Origin of the sequence: Alcanivorax sp. (assembly GCF_019431375.1) — a bacterium.
GTDB classification, from domain to species: Bacteria; Pseudomonadota; Gammaproteobacteria; order Pseudomonadales; family Alcanivoracaceae; genus Alcanivorax; species Alcanivorax jadensis_A.
On sequence record NZ_CP080267.1, the window covers coordinates 634,140 to 652,229 of the forward strand.

15 protein-coding genes are annotated in these 18,090 nt (G+C 58.2%); 13 read left to right on the forward strand and 2 right to left on the reverse strand.

Annotated features, from left to right (window positions below; all coding sequences use genetic code 11):
• Position 1 precedes the first annotated feature (1 nt).
• The 10 genes from gspE to KZ772_RS02905 all read left to right on the forward strand — a co-directional run bounded on the left by gspE (position 2) and on the right by KZ772_RS02905 (position 8,845).
• Positions 2–1,504: a type II secretion system ATPase GspE gene (gene gspE, locus KZ772_RS02860; protein WP_290538376.1), complete on the forward strand. Its 1,503-nt coding sequence runs from the start codon at positions 2–4 to the stop codon at positions 1,502–1,504.
• 15 nt (positions 1,505–1,519) lie between these two features.
• Positions 1,520–2,740: a type II secretion system inner membrane protein GspF gene (gene gspF / locus KZ772_RS02865; protein ID WP_290538377.1), complete on the forward strand. Its 1,221-nt coding sequence runs from the start codon at positions 1,520–1,522 to the stop codon at positions 2,738–2,740.
• Between the two features lie 8 nt (positions 2,741–2,748).
• Entirely contained in the window at positions 2,749–3,174 is a 426-nt protein-coding gene (gspG, locus tag KZ772_RS02870; protein ID WP_290511351.1) for a type II secretion system major pseudopilin GspG, read from the forward strand.
• A 1-nt stretch (position 3,175) separates the two neighbouring features.
• Positions 3,176–3,805, forward strand: coding sequence for a type II secretion system minor pseudopilin GspH (gspH, locus tag KZ772_RS02875; protein WP_290538378.1), 630 nt, complete (start codon positions 3,176–3,178; stop codon positions 3,803–3,805).
• A complete protein-coding gene (gene gspI / locus KZ772_RS02880) occupies positions 3,802–4,185 on the forward strand; it encodes a type II secretion system minor pseudopilin GspI (RefSeq protein WP_290538379.1) in 384 nt (127 codons plus the stop codon). Before gspH ends, gspI begins: the two co-directional genes overlap by 4 nt.
• Positions 4,185–4,820 carry a type II secretion system minor pseudopilin GspJ gene (gene gspJ, locus KZ772_RS02885; RefSeq protein ID WP_290538380.1) on the forward strand — a complete coding sequence of 212 codons (636 nt, stop codon included), beginning with the start codon at positions 4,185–4,187 and terminating at the stop codon, positions 4,818–4,820. Before gspI ends, gspJ begins: the two co-directional genes overlap by 1 nt.
• Complete coding sequence (gspK, locus tag KZ772_RS02890) at positions 4,811–5,860, forward strand: type II secretion system minor pseudopilin GspK (RefSeq protein ID WP_290538381.1); 1,050 nt, start codon at positions 4,811–4,813, stop codon at positions 5,858–5,860. The genes gspJ and gspK overlap by 10 nt, the downstream gene beginning before the upstream one ends.
• A gap of 69 nt (positions 5,861–5,929) precedes the next feature.
• A complete protein-coding gene (gene gspL, locus KZ772_RS02895) occupies positions 5,930–7,066 on the forward strand; it encodes a type II secretion system protein GspL (RefSeq protein WP_290538382.1) in 1,137 nt (378 codons plus the stop codon).
• Entirely contained in the window at positions 7,063–7,578 is a 516-nt protein-coding gene (gene gspM, locus KZ772_RS02900) for a type II secretion system protein GspM (RefSeq protein WP_290538383.1), read from the forward strand. The genes gspL and gspM overlap by 4 nt, the downstream gene beginning before the upstream one ends.
• A 136-nt stretch (positions 7,579–7,714) precedes the next feature.
• Complete coding sequence (locus KZ772_RS02905) at positions 7,715–8,845, forward strand: hypothetical protein (protein WP_290538384.1); 1,131 nt, start codon at positions 7,715–7,717, stop codon at positions 8,843–8,845.
• An 88-nt stretch (positions 8,846–8,933) separates the two neighbouring features.
• Here the strand turns inward: KZ772_RS02905 and KZ772_RS02910 are convergent, their stop codons facing one another.
• The gene (locus KZ772_RS02910; RefSeq protein ID WP_290538385.1) at positions 8,934–10,619 is read right to left on the reverse strand and encodes a CocE/NonD family hydrolase; all 1,686 of its coding nucleotides are present in this window, start codon (positions 10,617–10,619) and stop codon (positions 8,934–8,936) included.
• A 47-nt stretch (positions 10,620–10,666) separates the two neighbouring features.
• Between KZ772_RS02910 and KZ772_RS02915 the strand changes: the two genes are divergently transcribed.
• Genes KZ772_RS02915 through KZ772_RS02925 form a run of 3 tightly spaced genes read left to right on the forward strand, consistent with a single transcriptional unit; the run spans position 10,667 to position 14,252 of the window.
• Complete coding sequence (locus KZ772_RS02915) at positions 10,667–11,425, forward strand: DUF1461 domain-containing protein (RefSeq protein WP_290538386.1); 759 nt, start codon at positions 10,667–10,669, stop codon at positions 11,423–11,425.
• Positions 11,415–13,424: a PEP-utilizing enzyme gene (locus tag KZ772_RS02920; protein WP_290538387.1), complete on the forward strand. Its 2,010-nt coding sequence runs from the start codon at positions 11,415–11,417 to the stop codon at positions 13,422–13,424. The genes KZ772_RS02915 and KZ772_RS02920 overlap by 11 nt, the downstream gene beginning before the upstream one ends.
• A 30-nt stretch (positions 13,425–13,454) precedes the next feature.
• Complete coding sequence (locus tag KZ772_RS02925) at positions 13,455–14,252, forward strand: DUF2189 domain-containing protein (RefSeq protein ID WP_290538388.1); 798 nt, start codon at positions 13,455–13,457, stop codon at positions 14,250–14,252.
• A gap of 44 nt (positions 14,253–14,296) precedes the next feature.
• Here KZ772_RS02925 and metH read toward each other — a convergent pair whose 3' ends face one another.
• Positions 14,297–17,935: a methionine synthase gene (gene metH, locus KZ772_RS02930; protein WP_290538389.1), complete on the reverse strand. Its 3,639-nt coding sequence runs from the start codon at positions 17,933–17,935 to the stop codon at positions 14,297–14,299.
• Between the last annotated feature and the right edge of the window lie 155 nt (positions 17,936–18,090).

Here is an 18,090-nt window from a genome sequence, read left to right on the forward strand (position 1 = left end):
AATGAGCGAGCACATCGAGACGCAGGAAAATCAGGATCTTCCCCCGTCATTGCTGCCTTATGGCTTTGCCAGGCGCTATGGTGTGCTGCTGCGTGAGAAAGGCGGTCGTCGTGAATTGTGTTATCGCAAGGACGTGCCGCTTTCTGCGCTCAGTGAGGTGCAGCGTCATATCGGCAGGTTGCCAGCGCTGGTGCCAATGGATGATGCGGCGTTTGCTTCTGCCATGGCCATTGCCTACGAACAGCAGCGTGGGGCCGCAGCGGAAGCAGCCGATGACCTCGAAGGGCTGGATCTGGCCAGTTTGGCAGATTCCCTGCCGGAAACCTCGGATCTGCTTGAGCAGGAAGATGATGCGCCGATTATCCGGCTGATCAATGCGCTTTTGCAGGAGGCGATCCGCGAGGATGCTTCTGACATACACATTGAAACGTTCGAGCGCCGCCTGGTTGTTCGCCTTCGGGTGGATGGAGTGCTTCGTGAAATCCTTACCCCCAAGCGGGAACTGGCACCGCTGCTGGTTTCACGGATCAAGGTCATGGCGCGGCTGGATATCGCTGAAAAACGGATACCCCAGGATGGGCGTATCTCTTTGCGAATCGGCGGGCGGGACGTGGATGTGCGTGTATCCACCATGCCGTCCAGCAATGGTGAACGAGTGGTGCTGCGTCTGCTGGACAAGCAGGCAGGGCGCCTTCAGTTGTCCCATCTGGGCATGGGGGACGTGTGCGACCAGCAGATGCGTGAGCTCATTCACAAGCCCCACGGTATTATCCTGGTTACCGGGCCTACCGGTTCCGGTAAAACTACCACCCTGTACGCCTCGTTGGCGGATCTGAACGACAGCACCCGCAATATTCTGACTGTGGAAGACCCCATCGAATACCAGCTTGAAGGTATTGGTCAGACCCAGGTCAACACCAAAGTGGACATGACCTTTGCTCGTGGATTGCGCGCGATTCTTCGTCAGGATCCGGATGTGGTGATGGTGGGTGAGATCCGGGATCTGGAAACCGCGGAAATTGCCGTACAGGCATCATTGACCGGCCATCTGGTGCTTTCCACCCTGCATACCAATACCGCTGTTGGCGCGGTTACCCGCCTGCAAGACATGGGCATCGAGCCGTTCCTGCTTTCCAGCTCACTGCTTGGTGCACTGGCGCAAAGACTGGTGCGCGTTCTGTGTGATGATTGCAAAACACCCTACCAGCCCAGCGCCAGCGAGCTGAAAATGATGGGGTTTCCGGAAGATGAGTCCTGTACGCTCTATCACCCCAAAGGCTGCGATGCCTGTAATCAGCAAGGCTACCGGGGGCGAACCGGTATCTACGAGCTGGTACTGGTTGATGAGACCATGCGTCAGCTCATTCACGACCGGGCCGGCGAGCTGGAACTGAACCGACACGCCCGCACCCTCACTACTGGTATCCGTGAGGATGGCTGGCGTAAAGTACTGGCTGGACACACCAGCGTGGAAGAAGTGCTACGTGTGACCCGCGAGGACTGACCGGACCCCTGATCCATGCCTGCATTCGAATATCGATCCCTGGATCACAGGGGTAAAATCAAAAAAGGCACTCTGGAAGCTGATAGCGCTCGCCAGGTGCGACAACAGCTCCGTGACAAGGGCTGGGTACCCATTGAAGTCAATGAAGCCCATGACAGCAGCAGCTCTGCCGGTCTGGGGCGCTTTTCCGCCTCCGGCAAACTTAACGGCGCCGAACAGGCGCTGCTGACTCGTCAGCTCGCAACCCTGCTCAAATCCGGACTGCCCGTCGAGCAGGCTCTCTCGGCAGTGGCCAAGCAGGCCGCCAATGACCGTATCGAGCGGATCATTCTGGCGGTGCGCGCCAAGGTGCGCGAGGGCTTCAGCCTGGCCCACAGCTTCGAATCCTTCCCCCGCGCCTTCCCGGAGATGTACCGCGCCACGGTGTCCGCGGGGGAGCAAAGCGGGCACCTTGAGCAGGTTCTGGAACAGCTGGCTGATTACCTGGAAACTCGCCATGACACCGGCCGTTCGGTGGCTCAGGCAATGATCTACCCGGCTTTCATAATGGTGTTTGCCACCATCGTCATCATGTTGATGATGACCTTTGTGGTGCCCAAGCTGGTAGCGGTCTTCGAGGGGCGTGACCAGGCGCTGCCTATGCTGACTCGCATTGTCATGGCGCTCAGTGACTTCGCCCGCGACTGGGGCTGGCTGCTGATGTTGCTTATTATTGTGGCGGTGGTGGGCTTCATGCGCGCCATGCGTGACCCGGGGTTTCGCCTGCGGGTACACCGCAAACTGGTGACCACTCCCATGATCGGGACCATGCTGCGGGCTGCGGACAGCGCCCGCCTGGCCAGCACACTGGGCATTCTTGGCCGATCCGGTGTTCCACTGGTTGATGCACTGTTTATTGCCGCGCAGGTGGTCGGTAATCTTGAGGTAAGGAACGCGGTCAAGAATGCCGCCGCCAAGGTCCGCGAGGGCGGTAGCCTGAGTCGGGCACTGGATGCCAGCGGTTATTTCCCGCCCATGCTGGTACAAATGATTGCCAGTGGTGAAGCCAGCGGTGAGCTGGATCATATGCTCACCCGGGCGGCGGATTATCAGGAACGGGAACTGAGTAGTACGGTCAATACTATGGTGGGCCTGCTGGGCCCCATCATGCTGCTGTTCATGGCCGGTGTGGTGGTGCTTATCGTGCTGTCAGTCATGTTGCCCATCATGCAGATGAACAATTTACTAGCCGGATAGGTGAAGGAATGAAAACGAAAGGCGCCATGTCGGGGTTTACCCTGCTGGAAATTATGGTGGTTGTGGCCATTATCGGTCTGTTGGCCGCGGTCATCGTCCCCAATGTGATCGGGCAGGGTGAAGGGGCCAAAGTAGACCTGACCAAGGCCAACATGGGCAAGATTGTCCAGCAGCTGGACCTCTACAAGTTCAATAACGGCAGTTATCCCACCAGTGAAGAAGGGCTCAATGCATTGGTAGAGCGCCCGGCGTCTGCCCGCAAATGGCCTGACGGCGGTTATCTTTCCAGCGTGCCAGAGGATGCCTGGAATAATGACTATGTCTATATCAGCCCCGGTGTTGAAGGCCCCTTCGATCTGCTTTCCCTTGGCGCCGATGGCGTAGAGGGTGGTGAAGGCTCCGATGCGGATATCAACTGGCGCGACATTCAGTAGCATGCGCCTACGCCCCGTCGCTCAGGCAGGATTCACGCTACTGGAAATCATGGTAGTGGTGATGCTGATGGGGCTGCTAACGGCGGTGCTGGTATCCCAGGGAAACTGGACCAGCGATGACCGGCAGCTCGAAGAGGAAGCGGCCCGCCTGGAAGATACTCTGGCACTCCTCAATGAGCGCAGTCTGTTCTCCGGTCAATTGTTGGCGTTGCGCCTGGAAACTACTGGCTGGACCCCTCTCGCCTACGACAGAATCGAAGGTGACTTCCTGCCGGTGGATGACACGGCGCTGAAAGCCCATCGGCTGCCGCCTTCACTGGAACTGGTTTGGGAACTGGATGACCTGGCCGATGATCAGGCCAGCCTGAGTGATGTGGCCGAAACCCTGGTTCAGGACGATGTTATGGTCGGCACTGGGGAGGGGCTGCTCGACGGTGAAGAAGGGGATGAATCGGACCAGGATGATGAAGTTTTTCCCCAAGTGTTTTTCTTTCCCAGTGGCGAGGTCTCGCCGCTGACCCTGACACTTCGCGCCTATGACGATGTGGAAGCCGAGCAACGTTTGCGGGTGTCTGCCCTGGGCCAGTTCAGTGATCCGGATGCAGAGAGTGATGAGGAGAACGAGCCGTGAGCAGAGTTCAGAGAGGGTTTACCCTGGTGGAGGTGCTGGTCGCGGTGTCCATCCTGGCGCTGGTCATGGTTACCCTTGGACAGAGCATGGGGGCCACAGCCCGGGCCTATACCAACATCAATGAGACCCATCTGGGGTTCCTGGTAGCGTCTGACAAGCTGGTGGAGATGCAGGTGTATCAGCAATGGCCTTCCACTGGCACCTCCGACAGCGAAGTTTCTCGCAATGGGCGTGACTGGTGGATTGAAACCAGCGTTAGCGAAGGTCCTTACCCTGATACCCGGCGTGTAGATATTGAGGTCGGGCCGCTACTGCAGGGCGATGAGAAGGGTGGCATGGCCTACCGTCTGGCAAGTCTGATCGGCAAGCCTGCCTCATAATGCCAGGGCGCAACACGATCAAGGGATTCACACTGCTGGAGATGGTTGTCACCATCGCCATTTTCGCCTTTATCTATGTATGGGTGGCCAGTTTTCTCGGTAGCGCCCTGCAAGGTCGTGAGCAGCTCAACACCAACGCCGGCATCATGGAGCGCAACCAGCGCGCCATTACCTACCTGACTCTGGATTTCGAGCAACTGATCAGCCGTCCGGTCAGGGATCCCTACGGGGACCCGCAACCTGCCATTGTTGGCCGTGACAACTATGTGGAATTTACCCGCCTGGGCTGGTCCAATCCCTTCGGCCTGCGCCAGCGCAGTGAAATGCAGCGGGTTATCTATGCCCTGGAAGATGGCAAGCTCTATCGTCGTTACTGGCCGGTACTGGATACCAATGTGGCCACCGAGTATCAACAAGACGTTCTTATCGACAAGGTCGCCCGGTTTACTGTGCGCTATCTGGATCGTACCCCGCAGGGCGAGTGGCAGTGGCTCGAACTCTGGCCGGATGTGGCGCTGGCAGCGGTGCCTGTCTGGCAGCAGCGGCTACCGAAAAGCATTGAGGTGGAAATTGAGCTGGAAGATGGCGACATCATTCATCGTTTCTACCGCACGGTGGTGAATCCATGGTCCTGACGGCGAAAGGAAAGCAGCAGGGTGTGGCTTTGATCATCGTGTTGATGCTGTTCGCGATTCTCACCACCATTACCCTGGAAATCGTTTTCCGCCAGGACCGTTTTCTGACCCGGGCGGACAACCTGCTGCAGTGGGACAAGCGCTACCAATACGCCATGGCGGCGGAAGTGGTGGCCCAGCAGGGCTTGATTGACGATCTGGATGATGATCGCAATAACAATGCCATGGTGGATGACTGTGTGGAGGAACAGTGGGCAGTTCAATTGCCTCCCACACCCTATGACGATGCCATGCTCAGTGCCAGCGTTCAGGACCTGCAGGGACGATTTAACCTGAACTGGCTGATCACTGCTTCCGGTGACCAGTTTGTCCGCAATCCTCGAGCCATCTCACAGCTGACTCGTCTCATCGAGCAGACATTCCCTGGTGAAGCCAATGCCAGCCGGCTGGCCAATGAAATGGCCGACTGGCTGGATAGCAATAACATTGTTGATAGTGTGGAGGGTGCGGAGGATCCGGAATACCGCAATCGCCGAACACCCAATATGCCGGCAGCCCATGAGTCCGAGTTGCGGGCATTGCTCAGTTTCCGGGTGGCGGATCAGCCCTCCGAACCCATGGTGTGGGGATTGTTCACGGCCTTGCCGCTGGGCACTACCTTGAATGTGAACACCGCGCCGCCACAGGTGCTCGATGCCGTGATTGGCGATGTGGCAGGTGCCGCTGCAGTGCAGGCAGTGCTTGAGGCTCGCCAGGAGAAACCACTCACAGCGATCAGTGAAGTGATGCAGCTTGGCCCGCTCAATGGCCTTTCCGCCGATGAAAAGAACGATCTTGCCAGTTTATTGGGTGTCAGCAGCGAGTATTTTCAGGTAATGGTAGACGTGGAGGTGGATGGCCAACTCAGTCGCCTGGTAAGTCGGCTCCATCGGGCCAGCGGCCAGGGGGAAACAACCTCCGTGTTCAGTCGCCAGGTCAGTCCTCTGCTGACGCCACTCGAACCGGCGTGTAATCCCTTCTACAATGGTGACGGTACCTGACAAAAGCCAGATGTAGCCCCGCAATTGTGTGGCACATGCTGAAGAATAATGATGGAAGGACGAATTAGCGTGGCAGATGCTCCCTTGATTTACCTTGCCGGTGCCGGTGAAACCCAATGGCAGCTGGACAGTCCGGTGCTGTACCAGTCCCGCAACGGTGAAACCGTGCAATGGCTAGCGCTGGGTGAGGCGCTGGCTGCCTGTCAGGGCAGCAAAGTCGCTGTTGTTGTCAGTGTCTCCTGTGCAAGGCTGACCCATGTCACTCTCAGCCGCAAACAGGCGCGCCACCTCCAGCGCGTGCTTCCTTATTTGCTGGAAGAGCAACTGCTCGATAATCCGGATGACCTCTGGTTTGTTTCCCGCAAGGGGAATGGCGACGACTATCAGGTGTCGGCGGTGCGACGCGAACTGATCACCAGCCTGAAGCAATGGGCGGGGGAGGCCGGTGCCCAGCTGGCCTCGTTACAGGTCGATGCGGACTGCCTGCAGGCCATGCTGCCGTTAACTGCAGACCTGGGGAATGACCAGCAACTGTTGTTAATTGATCGGGAGCAGGGTCTGGTCATCGACGAAGACCAGCAGGAAGCGTTTGCCCCCCTGTTGGGTGACAGCCTGGATCAGGCCCGTGATGTCGACCTGCAAACCCTGTTTGCCGACCTGCGCCATCGCCATGGCCAGGAGCTGCTTACCGGTCCCTATATGCCGCGCCAGACCCGCAGGGAAAGTGCGCTGCTTGGCCCCTGGCGTCCGGTTGCCTATCTGGCCGCGGCCGTGTTCCTGGTTGCTGTCGTGGCTGTCTGGGTCCAGCAATGGCGTTACCAGCAGGCGGCGGATGCCGCCCTGGCGCAAGCCAAGGACCGTTATGAGCAGCTGTTCCCCGGTGACAAGGCAACTTCCGCCCTGAATCGTCAGTTTCAGGGGCGCCTGGCGCGTCTTGGGGGTGGCAGCGATGGCGGTGGTGCCGCTTTTTTCCCGCTGCTTGCACCAGTGGCCAAGGTGCTCAAGGAGATGAAGGTAGAGCCCAAACGGCTCCAGTATGACCAACGCCAGAATGTGTTACTGGTGGATGTTGGTGCCAAAGACTATGCCCAGCTCGAAGCGCTGCAGAACGCCATAAGAAAGCAGGGGGGTAATGCCTCCATTGCCAACTACCGCAACGGCGCCCAGGGCGTCAGTGCCCGCATCAAGGTGGAGCAGCCAGGATGACATCTGTTGAATTGAAGAAACTGGCGAATGAGCGCTGGTCCCAGCTGCAACAGTGGTATGCCAGTCGCGAGGCCCGTGAGCAGATGGTGCTCAAGGTGCTCGTCGGGGTGGCTGTTTTCGTGGTGTTGTACTGGCTGATCTGGGCGCCATCCTTGGCGGCCAGGGATCAGGCTCGCCAGCAGTACGTGGCCAATATGCAGACGCTGGAATGGATCGAGGCAAACAGTGGCGCAGTGCAGGCGGCTCGCGCGGGAAGCAAAAACAGTAGCCGTTTGCCAGAGAACTGGGTGAGCGACGTTAGCCGCACTGCAGATGACTTCGGGCTTACCCTGAAAGGGTTTTCCCCGGATGGCAATCGTTCTGTGCGTATTCAGCTGGAGGATCAGCCCGCCGCCCAGATCGTGCTCTGGCTGCAGTCCCTGCAAGAAAAAGGGGTGCAGTTGGGGAATCTGGAAATGACGCCGGGTGGCAAATCCGGTACTGCCACTGTTCGGGCTACTCTGCAGCAATAATATGACGCTTCGCCTCATCCTGGCTTTCACCATACTGGCTTTCACCGCAGCGGCGGAGGCCGAATGCCGCTTCGATCCCCTGGATAGAGGCCGCGTTGTGAAAATTTCTGGCGCCCAACTTCCAGCGGCTTCTGCTATGCCTCTGTCTGACCTGTCGGTAATGCGGGTAGAGAAAGGCCGGTTTGTCCCTGTGGCCTATCAGTTTGATGAAATGGACCAGAAAGGCATGGTCTGGTTTGAAGGCTCCGGCTTTGAGCTGGCCGGTTTGCCTGGCCAGCTGGATGCGGGTGATCAACTGCTGATGATGCTCACTGATGCCGGGCCGCGGGCGCCAGAGGGGTTCAAGCCGGATCAGGGTGAGGTGGTTGCCGGGCTGACAGTTGCAGACGATTGCCATTTCTATCTGGTGCGGGGCAATGATGCACGCAGCGACAATTACTATGTAGCTCACGACATCGCCAGTGGTGAGACCCGCACGGCACTTTATCAGCTGCATGTGGATCCGGATAATGAGCTGAACTGGCACTATCTTGGCTACCGTGGCTACCAGGGTGAGGGCTCTATTATCGACACTCTGAAGATGCGCATGAGTGCTGGTGTGCTGTCTCGGTTTACCCGTATGACTCTGGATAACCACAATCTCAGGCCAAAGCGCGTGGGCTTTTCTGTGGGGCCGATTCGTTCAGTCATGCATTTACGCACCCGGGTGGTGCTCGCCGGCATTCCTGTAATGACCATTCAGGTTCAGGCCATGCGTTATGCTTCTCATTACGAGGCCCATACTTACGCTAAAATCCCTGACCTCTATCGGGCCACCCTGAAAGAGCCTGAGGTTTCGGTGACTGTGGATGGTAACGACCAGTCAGGAGCGGCTGTTTATACGTCAAATTTCGTCGATAACCCGGTGATCGTTGACGGCAAGGCAGATGATCAGGCGTTTGCGAACCAGACATTACCCATGGACGCCAACTGGATCCTGTTCGACAGCAAACGGGATTTTGCCTTGCTCACCCACCTGACAGTACCAGAAGTACTGATGGACACCCCATTGGCACTGATCTATCAGGATGATGCTTCACTGGCCGTTGAGCCGGAACAGTTTCCGGGTCAGCTGCCTAACCTGGGTTATTCTCTGCATGGCTGGCCACAGCCGGAAGAGTTGCGGTTTACCGTGAGTCTTTATTTTGAAGATGGGCTGAAAGGACATGCCGCGGATCAATTCGCGCGCCAGCGCTCCGCCGAGGTGGCGGTGCAAGTCAGCGAGTAATCAAATTATCACCACCGAGATCACAGAGACACAGAGAAGCCTCTTACTCAGTGATCTCTGTGATGATGGCGGTTACGTAATGTCCGCTTCAGAAAGGCCGCTCCGGAACCAGTGAAATGGCTTCTTCTCGGGTAAGGGGCAACCATACATCGCCCTTGACCGTGGCGTTTCTGGCCAGGAAGGCAGAGTTCAGGGGAAACTGGGCCGTAAAGCCGTAAATCACCAGACCGACACGATCGCCATCTTCTAGTGGCTGGCTTACCGCAGGTAATTCCATATCGTGGATACCCTTTTCCGGCAGCGGTGTCAGTTGTTCGCTGGCAACGTGTACACGGCGACGATTGGCGTGCTGAATGCCCACTCCTACAAAGACAGGCATGCTCTTGCCACCGGAGGTGCCGGCCAGTCTCAGATCGATACGAGGCTTGCCTAGTAAGACCTCATCATCGCCACGGGCCACATAGAGCGGAACGAACTTTGGTCGTCCGAAACCGCCATTGGGTTTTAGTTCGCGCAGATCTGCACCGGGCCACATGGCGCGGAACATGTCTCCACCGACATCAAAACCCGCCATTAGCCACTCAAAGGCTCCGGCCAAGGGGATGGTCACGCGGGTAGGAGAGAGGGCATAGCGGCTGCCGCCGTCAATGATGCCGCTGTCTTCCACGGCAATCCCGCGGTCACTGGTGACATTGATGCAGTACTGCGGCACGGCAGGCTTTTCCCCGCGCAGCTTCTCGTCCCACCAACTGATGATGGTATCAACGGTGGTCTCGCTGTAGTCACCGCAGTGAACCATGTCGTCGGTTTGGTAAAAGGGCAGCCAGCCACGCCATTTCTGGATCGGCCAGGGCATTACATGGCCGCTTTCCATGCCAATAATGCGGGCGTCACGCCCTTGTGCTTGCCAGCATTCATAATTCATTTCTGCTTGCTGGAAGGGGAAAAGGCTGTCGCTGAAGCCCTGGATAAAGAGCGCATCCGCATGGGGAGTTTTGCCCTGATCGCAGAAACTGGCGGCGCTGCGTTGGTACATCAATTCCTGCATGTCACGACTGACGGTGCCGTCGAAAGCACTGCGCCAGGGGTCGGCAAACATCTCACCGATATCAAAACCGCTATTGATTCCCCCAAAGCCAAGTAATACCGCTCCCCAGGCAGTGCGAAATTCTCCATTCGGAGCGATACTGTTCATGTCATACCAGCCGGTAAGAGGTACCAGGGCTTTCAGTCGAGGTTCGGTAAATGCTGCCAGTGTCTGCAGGCCGGCACCGTAGGATTCGCCGATCATGCCGATAGCGGGGCTGCCGTCTTCCAGGCGTTTAACGCCCGGCAGATGGGACAGGGACCAGTCAATCACCTGGCTCAGGTCCGCCACTTCATAATCCGGGTCCATCATATGCACTCGGCCATCGGACTGGCCCCAGCCACGCTGGTCATAGAAAACCACCCAGTAGCCGGCTTTCCAGGCGGCAATAGCGGCTTCACCGGTGAGAATTGCCTTGCCGTACACTGACAGCGGCCGCTTGGCTCGGAAGCCACCAAAGCCATGGGTGGCAATCACCAAGGGCGCGCTCTGGCCGCTTTGCAGCTCTGGCTGGTACACAGTGGCTGCCAGGTTCTTGCCATCCCGGGTGGGGATGCGAACCTGATAATAATCGGCTTCCAGGGCCTGCCTGGCAAAACGATCATTGGTGGTGGGAAGTGTGGTGGTACAGCCGGTAATGGCGATGGCGCCCAAAAAAAAGGCTATCGACATGAAGAGCGGTCGCATGGCGCTACGTCCTCTGTTTATTATTCTGGTTTATCTTGTGGGGTACTATGAAAAAAACAGTACAAAAATGCCCGATCGCTGCCACTTTAGTTTGGTTCTTCTACGCTGTCACGGCTGTATTGCTTTCCGTGCTGATCAGTTGGGCGCTGTACAGCCAGGCCAATTATGGGTATGGCTTCTGGTATCAGCAGCTTGATATCGGTGCGCATATAGAAGAGTACGGTCCGCAGAATCGTTTCCGTTACGGTTTTGAGCAATTGCCGAGCGAGCAACACCATCGGGCATTCGAGCAAATCCGGGATGCCGTTCACCAGCAGGGGGAAGGTCTGGCGGATATTCATTACACGCTACCGGGCAGGGCACCGATACCGCTGCTGCACGAAGCGGAGGTCCGTCATTTGCAGGATGTGGCAGATCTGATTGATGCCGGGCGCTGGCTGATGCTGGCCCTGGCGTTGCTATGGCTCCCGCTGGCCCTGTTGTGTATCCGCCTGGGGATACCGCCCATGCGGCGACGCATGGGGATAACTGTTTTCGGGGTAGGGGCTGTGATAGCGTGGTTAGTCATTGCCGGGCCGACTCAGGTTTTCTATCAGTTCCACTTGTGGCTGTTTCCTGCCGAAAATGCGTGGTTTTTTTACTGGCAGGATTCGCTGATGAGTACCCTGATGAAAGCACCGGTTCTGTTCGGGGGAATTGCCGCGGCAATCGCTATTGGGGCGCTGTTGCTGATACCAGTTCTGTACTGGTTAGGGCTGCGGCTGTCGAAAAACATCGTCAAACAAGAATCAGGTCATGGGCATTGAAGTACTGACTGCTGACGCGCAGGGCAGCGAGAACCTGCAGCGCTGGGCGGCCATGGGGCTGCCTGTGCCGCCAAGCTGGCGGGTGGGTCGGGATGTGGTGCAGGACAGCTCCCCGGAATCCCTGGCACAACAACTGCGCGCCTTGCCGCGTATGTTCAGCGAAGAACGTTATTGGGTCCTGCAACAGGGGCCGATGAATCCGGACTCCCGCCGTGAAAGCTTGCTAAATCTGGATTCCGATGAGTCTCTTGCGGCGGCGTTGCGCAGCATCTTCCAGCGTGAACAAGGGCCGGATCATGTGGTGATCCAGGCATTGCCCCGCCAGCAGGCCGCCGGCGTGCTTTTCACCCGCCACCCGTTAAGACAGGACCTTCCCCATATGGTGGTGGAAGGGGTGCTTGATGGTAGCAGCGAGCGCCAACGGCTGATCTTCGATGATGACGGCCGTCTGGTGCATGCTTCCCACCAGGAGCTGGCGCTTGGTGACCAGGTTGGCGCGCCACTTTTGCGTGAGCTCCACGAGCGGCTTAAACAAAACTTCCAGCGTCCCCAGGCCGGTGAATGGGTCTTTGATGGGCAGCAGTTGTGGCTGCTGCAAACCCTGCCGGTGGGCTCGCTGCCCATGCCCAAGGAGGCATGGACGCGCCGGGCAGGGAACGGATTGTTCACTCAGGTGGAAACGCCATTGTGGTATACCCTGGCAGGGCGCTGGCTGAAGACCGCCTTCTGGGAGCCTCTGGTCGTCCGTGAGGGCTGGCAATCGCTGGCTAAGGTGGAACCCTACCGTCGCCAGCACAGCCACCTGTACACCAACTGTGCATTTTTCCGTGAGCTGCAGAGTCAGCACGCCGGGGCCAGCCGCTTCCTGCCTCCGGCATGGCAACAGCTTGAGAGTCGTGCTGAGCCGGTGTCCGGCAGCAGCCTGGCGGACAGATTCACTGTTTACCGACATCAGTTGACGCTGGCCAGGGTGAGCAGGGACTTGAAACGCTGGCAGCAGCCGGCAGCTACCCAGGAAGGGCTATGGCGAGCCTTCATGCAGCTGGACGGCATGGGTGAACGACTCAGTGGCGTGGAGGGGGAGGTCGGATACCTGGCCTTGCCGGACCGCAGCTGCCGCTACACGACACCCTTCCCTCTGGAAATGCTGGTTACCGGTGCCGAGAAGGGCGCCATCGATGCTCTGGTGGCTGAACGCTCCGAGGCATTAAGGGAAACCGGCTTGCGTCCGGGGGCAGACCCGGTGCACGCGCCATTGAGCGAAAGCCCTGCCCAGGCCGGCAATCTGAATGGTTTGTATGCGAGCGCCACGGGAGAACTGCCCACCTGTGCCGAACCTTCAGTGGACGATGCTCGCTGGTTGTCACTGGCTCGCCAGGCTCGTGGCCTGCGCTTTGCCATCGGTAACCGGCTGCGTGATCTGCTGCGTGCCATGGGTGCTGTGGCGGTGAACCAGGGGCGGCTACAACATCCGGACGATATTTATTTTCTGTACTTCGATGAACTTTGGCAGCTCTGGATGGGAGAACAATTGCCAGCCAGTGCCAATCGCGAGGTAATCGGCGACCGCAAGTTACGTTACCTGGATGACGGTTTGCAGGGTGCGCCAGACTGGAAAATGGATCAGATTGGTTACGGTTTTGGCGGCGGTCAGCGCCTTAGCCCGCTGCTGCGCGGCTTGCCGCTGGTGCCGGGCAGGGTAGAGGGGCCGGTACGGCGGGTGTGCAGCGCCTGGAGCCTGAATCGGATATGCCCCGGTGATATTGTGGTCGTCGATCAGGTGGAGCCTGCCTGGCTGCCGTGGCTGGTGCAGGCGGGTGGTCTGGTTATCGCAGAGAAAGACCCTTGCAATGGTGCTGCCAGCCTGGCGATTAGCTACGGGATCCCCGCCATCTGGTCCGCCAGTGATGTGATGCACAGTGTCCAGGATGAGCTGATTGGTCATCTGGATGCCACCCAAGGCAGTCTTGATGTGTCCGCGAAGATTGCCGAAGATTGAACAGGTATCGTCTCACCATGCGGGCATGCCATGAACAACGATAACCACCATCAGGAAGAGGATACCCGCCCCTTTGTGGCGCCCTGTTACAGGATTGCCCCTTCGGCGCCTTTGCGCTGGTTGCGCAAAGGCTGGCAGGACTTCCGTGCCGCACCGGGGCCAAGCCTGATCTACGGCTTTATCATGGTCGGCCTGAGCTATCTGATAACGGCAGCCACCTGGTGGTTTGGTAATATGGGGCTCTACCTGGGGCTGATTTCCGGATTTGTTTTTCTCGGGCCGATTCTCGCACTGAACCTCTACAACATCAGCATTCAGATCCAGCAGGACCAAACCCCGACACTCAAGGACAGCCTGCGCCAGGCCCGCCATTGCATGGGGGATGCATTGACATACACCGTGATAATGATTGTGGTCTTTCTGATCTGGGCGCGGGCGGCCAACCTGATTTATATCTTCTATCCGGTGAATGAGTGGCACTGGAATGACATCCTGCTGTTTTTCGGGGTGGGCAGCAGTGTCGGTGCGGTTTTCTGCGCCATTATCTTTACCGCCAGCGTGTTCTCGCTGCCGATGATCATGGATCGTCACACGGATATGGTGACAGGCGTGATTACCAGCATTAATGCGGTACTGCGCAACAAGCTGGCGCTGTTCCTGTGGGCCTGCCTGATCGGGGTGTGTTTGTTGCTGGGGCTGCTGACGGCCTATCTCGGGCTTGCTGTGCTGCTTCCGGTGCTTGGCTATGCCACCTGGCATGGTTACCAGGAAACCATTGATGCCAGCGACTGGCAGCCCCGTTTCGCGTTTTCGCATCAGCCGCGCTGAAATAACTCAGTGAAGGAGCGCCCTCAAGGCGCACCTCGTGCAAGTCAGCCCTGTTCTTCGTCCATATACCCCAGCAGGTGTGGCACCATCCGCTCAATCTCCTTGCGGGTCATTCCCTTGCGGGCCGCATAGTCGTCCATCTGGTCCTTGGCCAGCTTGCCGGTGCCAAAGTATTTGGCATCTGGGTGGGAGAAATACCAACCAGATACCGCGGCTGCAGGCAACATGGCGTAGCTCTCGGTCAGGGTCATGCCGGCATTTTTTTCCGGCTCCAGCAGCTCCCACAGCAGGGCTTTTTCGGTGTGGTCCGGGCAGGCCGGGTAACCGGGGGCAGGGCGGATGCCCCGGTATTTTTCGCTGATCATGTCCTGGTTGCTAAGTGCCTCGTCGCTGGCATACCCCCAGTATTCCTTGCGTACCTTTTCGTGCATCCGTTCGGCCAAAGCCTCTGCCAGTCGGTCAGCCAGGGCCTTGAGCATGATGGAGGAATAGTCATCGTGGTCGGCTTCGAAGCGAGCGACGTGCTCGTCAATCCCGCTACCTGCGGTAACGGCAAAGCCGCCCAGCCAGTCGGTGAGACCGGTTTCCTTGGGTGCAATAAAGTCACTGAGGCAAAAGTCCGGCTTGTCATTCTTGGTCCGGTCGAGCTGCTGGCGCAGGTGGTGGAGGGTCATGAACGCCTCCTTGTCACCCGGTTTCCGGTATAGCTCGATATCATCCATAACCGAGTTTGCGGGCCAAAAACCAATTACAGCACGGGCGGTTAGCCACTTTTCTTCAACTATTTTCTCAAGCATTGCCTGGGCGTCGCGGTAGAGCTTGGTGGCTTCCTTGCCCACCACCTCGTCTTCCAGGATGCGCGGGAATTTGCCTGCCAGTTCCCATGACCGGAAGAAGGGCGTCCAGTCGATGCGCTGAACCAGATCTTCCAGCGGATAGTCGTCGAAAACCTTCAGGCCTTTTACCTTAGGCTCAGGCGGGGTGTAGCCGGACCAGTCTGGCTGGAAGCGATGCTGCCGGGCCTGCTCAATGGAAATCAGGCTGCGGTCCACCTGCTGCTGTTTGCGACGTACACGCAGGCCTTCGTAGGTTTCCTTCAGCTCTGCGACATAATCATCCTTGGCGGTCTTGGAGAGCAGCTTGGAGGCCACACCCACGGCCCGGGAGGCGTCGGCCACGTGAACGACCGCTTGCTGGTAGGCAGGATCGATTTTTACGGCGGTATGAATTCGGCTGGTAGTGGCGCCACCGATCATCAGCGGCAGGTCCATGCCCAAGCGCTGCATTTCGCTGGCCACGTGGACCATTTCGTCCAGGGACGGGGTAATCAGGCCTGATAGGCCGATGATATCCACCTTCTCTGCCTTGGCGGTTTCCAGAATCTTGTCGCAGGGCACCATTACGCCCATGTCCACCACATCGTAGCCATTACACTGCAGTACCACGCCGACGATGTTCTTGCCGATGTCGTGAACGTCGCCTTTTACCGTGGCCATCAGAATCTTGCCGTTGGCTTCATCCTGGGTGCCCAGCTCTTCTTTTTCCTTTTCCATGAAGGGCAGCAGGTAGGCCACCGCCTTTTTCATCACCCGGGCGGACTTCACCACCTGGGGGAGGAACATCTTGCCCTCGCCGAACAGGTCGCCGACCACATTCATGCCATCCATGAGCGGGCCTTCGATCACGTGCAGAGGGCGAGCGGCGTTCTTGCGGGCCAGTTCGGTGTCTTCTTCCACGTAATCGGCGATGCCTTTCACCAGGGCATGCTGCAGGCGCTTTTCCACTTCCCATTCGCGCCAGGCCAGGTCTTCCTTCTTGGCCTTTTCCGCACCGCTGCCACGGTATTTCTCAGCCAGATCCAGCAGGACTTCGGTACCGTCCTCGCGCCGGTTGAGGACCACATCCTCCACTGCGTTGCGCAGCTCCTCGGGAATGTCCGAGTACACCGCAAGCATGCTGGGGTTGACGATCCCCATGTCCATGCCGTTCTTGATGGCGTAATACAGAAACACCGCGTGAATAGCTTCACGGACGGTGTCGTTGCCGCGGAAGGAGAAGCTCACGTTGGAAACCCCACCGGAAATCATGGCGTGGGGCAGGGTGCTTTTGATATCAGACACGGCTTCGATAAAGTCCACCGCGTAGTTGTTGTGTTCCTCGATACCCGTGGCGATGGCGAAGATGTTCGGATCGAAGATGATGTCTTCCGGTGGGAAGTTGACTTCCTCGGTGAGCAGTTTGTAGGCGCGGGTACAGATCTCCACCTTACGCTCACGGGTTTCCGCCTGGCCCTCCTCGTCGAAGGCCATAACGATCACGGCGGCACCGTAGCGACGCAGCAGGCGGGCCTGGTGCAGGAACGACTCTTCACCTTCCTTCATGGAGATGGAATTCACCACGCCCTTGCCCTGGATGCATTTCAGGCCTGCCTCGATCACCTCCCATTTTGAGGAGTCGATCATGATCGGCACCTTGGAGATTTCCGGTTCGGAAGCCACCAGGTTGAGGAATTTCACCATGCACTCGGCGGACTCCAGCATCCCTTCGTCCATGTTGATATCGATGATCTGGGCGCCGTTCTCCACCTGGTCGCGGGCCACATCCAGGGCCGCGTCGTAGTCCTCTTCCTTGATCAGTCGCAAAAAACGCTTGGACCCGGTCACATTGGTGCGTTCACCCACGTTAACGAACAGGGAGTCCTTGCTGATGGTGCAGGGCTCCAGACCTGACAGGCGGCAGGCCACTTCGATCTCTGGAAGCTGGCGCGGCGGCAGACCGTCCACTGCCTCGGCCATTGCAGCGATATGCTCTGGCGTAGTGCCGCAGCAACCGCCGATGATGTTGAGAAAGCCTTTTTCCGCCCAGCCGCGTATTTCTTTCGCCATGGTGGCCGGATCCAGGTCGTACTCGCCCATTTCGTTGGGCAGGCCAGCATTGGGGTGGGCGGACACATAGGTCTCGGAGATACGTGACAGCTCTTCGATATAGGGGCGCAGTTCCATGGGCCCGAGTGCGCAGTTAAGACCAACGCTGATGGGCCTGGCGTGGCGCAGGGAGTTGTAGAACGCCTCTGTGGTCTGCCCGGTAAGTGTGCGCCCGGAAGCATCGGTGATGGTGCCGGAGAGCATCACCGGCAGGTCCAGGTCGTTCTCATAGCAGTACTGGTCCACCGCAAATACCGCGGCCTTGGCGTTCAGGGTGTCGAAGATGGTCTCGATCAGAATCAGGTCGATACCACCTTCCACCAGTCCATCCAGGGCTTCCAGATAGGCTTCCACCAATTTGTCGAAATTGGTGTTGCGGAAGCCTGGGTCGTTCACGTCCGGGCTGATGCTGGCCGTGCGGTTGGTGGGGCCCAGCACCCCGGCCACATAGCGGGGCTTGTCCGGCGTAGACGCTTCGTCGGCGGCTTCACGGGCCACCCGGGCAGCGGCCACATTGATCTCTCGCGCCAGATCCTGCATGTCGTAGTCGGCCATGGCGATGGAGGTGGCGTTGAAAGAGTTGGTCTCGATAATGTCAGCGCCGGCATCCAGGTAGCCTTTGTGCAACTCCTTGATGCGTTCAGGCTGCGTCATGCACAGCAGATCGTTGTTGCCCTTGAGGTCACTGGGCCAATCGGCAAAGCGGCTACCGCGAAAATCTTCCTCGGTGAACTTGCAGCCCTGGATCATGGTGCCCATGCCGCCATCCAGAATCAGGATGCGTTGTTGCAGTTGGGCGGTCAGGGGGCACGCACGCTCTTGGACATTGAAGACTCCGACAGGACAGCAAATGTGACCGGGCATTATACCGGCCAGCAAGCCAGATACCCAGTAATCGCCGCGGATAGATGGGC

Coding starts and splice junctions, on each gene's coding strand:
- gspG (WP_290511351.1), top strand. CDS start 2,749: ATGAAAACGAAAGGCGCCATGTCGGGGTTTACCCTGCTGGAAATTATG.
- gspF (WP_290538377.1), top strand. CDS start 1,520: ATGCCTGCATTCGAATATCGATCCCTGGATCACAGGGGTAAAATCAAA.
- gspJ (WP_290538380.1), top strand. CDS start 4,185: ATGCCAGGGCGCAACACGATCAAGGGATTCACACTGCTGGAGATGGTT.
- metH (WP_290538389.1), bottom strand. CDS start 17,935: ATGGGCACCATGATCCAGGGCTGCAAGTTCACCGAGGAAGATTTTCGC.
- gspE (WP_290538376.1), top strand. CDS start 2: ATGAGCGAGCACATCGAGACGCAGGAAAATCAGGATCTTCCCCCGTCA.
- KZ772_RS02910 (WP_290538385.1), bottom strand. CDS start 10,619: ATGCGACCGCTCTTCATGTCGATAGCCTTTTTTTTGGGCGCCATCGCC.
- gspM (WP_290538383.1), top strand. CDS start 7,063: ATGACATCTGTTGAATTGAAGAAACTGGCGAATGAGCGCTGGTCCCAG.
- gspH (WP_290538378.1), top strand. CDS start 3,176: ATGCGCCTACGCCCCGTCGCTCAGGCAGGATTCACGCTACTGGAAATC.
- KZ772_RS02925 (WP_290538388.1), top strand. CDS start 13,455: ATGAACAACGATAACCACCATCAGGAAGAGGATACCCGCCCCTTTGTG.
- KZ772_RS02905 (WP_290538384.1), top strand. CDS start 7,715: ATGCCTCTGTCTGACCTGTCGGTAATGCGGGTAGAGAAAGGCCGGTTT.
- KZ772_RS02920 (WP_290538387.1), top strand. CDS start 11,415: ATGGGCATTGAAGTACTGACTGCTGACGCGCAGGGCAGCGAGAACCTG.
- gspK (WP_290538381.1), top strand. CDS start 4,811: ATGGTCCTGACGGCGAAAGGAAAGCAGCAGGGTGTGGCTTTGATCATC.
- KZ772_RS02915 (WP_290538386.1), top strand. CDS start 10,667: ATGAAAAAAACAGTACAAAAATGCCCGATCGCTGCCACTTTAGTTTGG.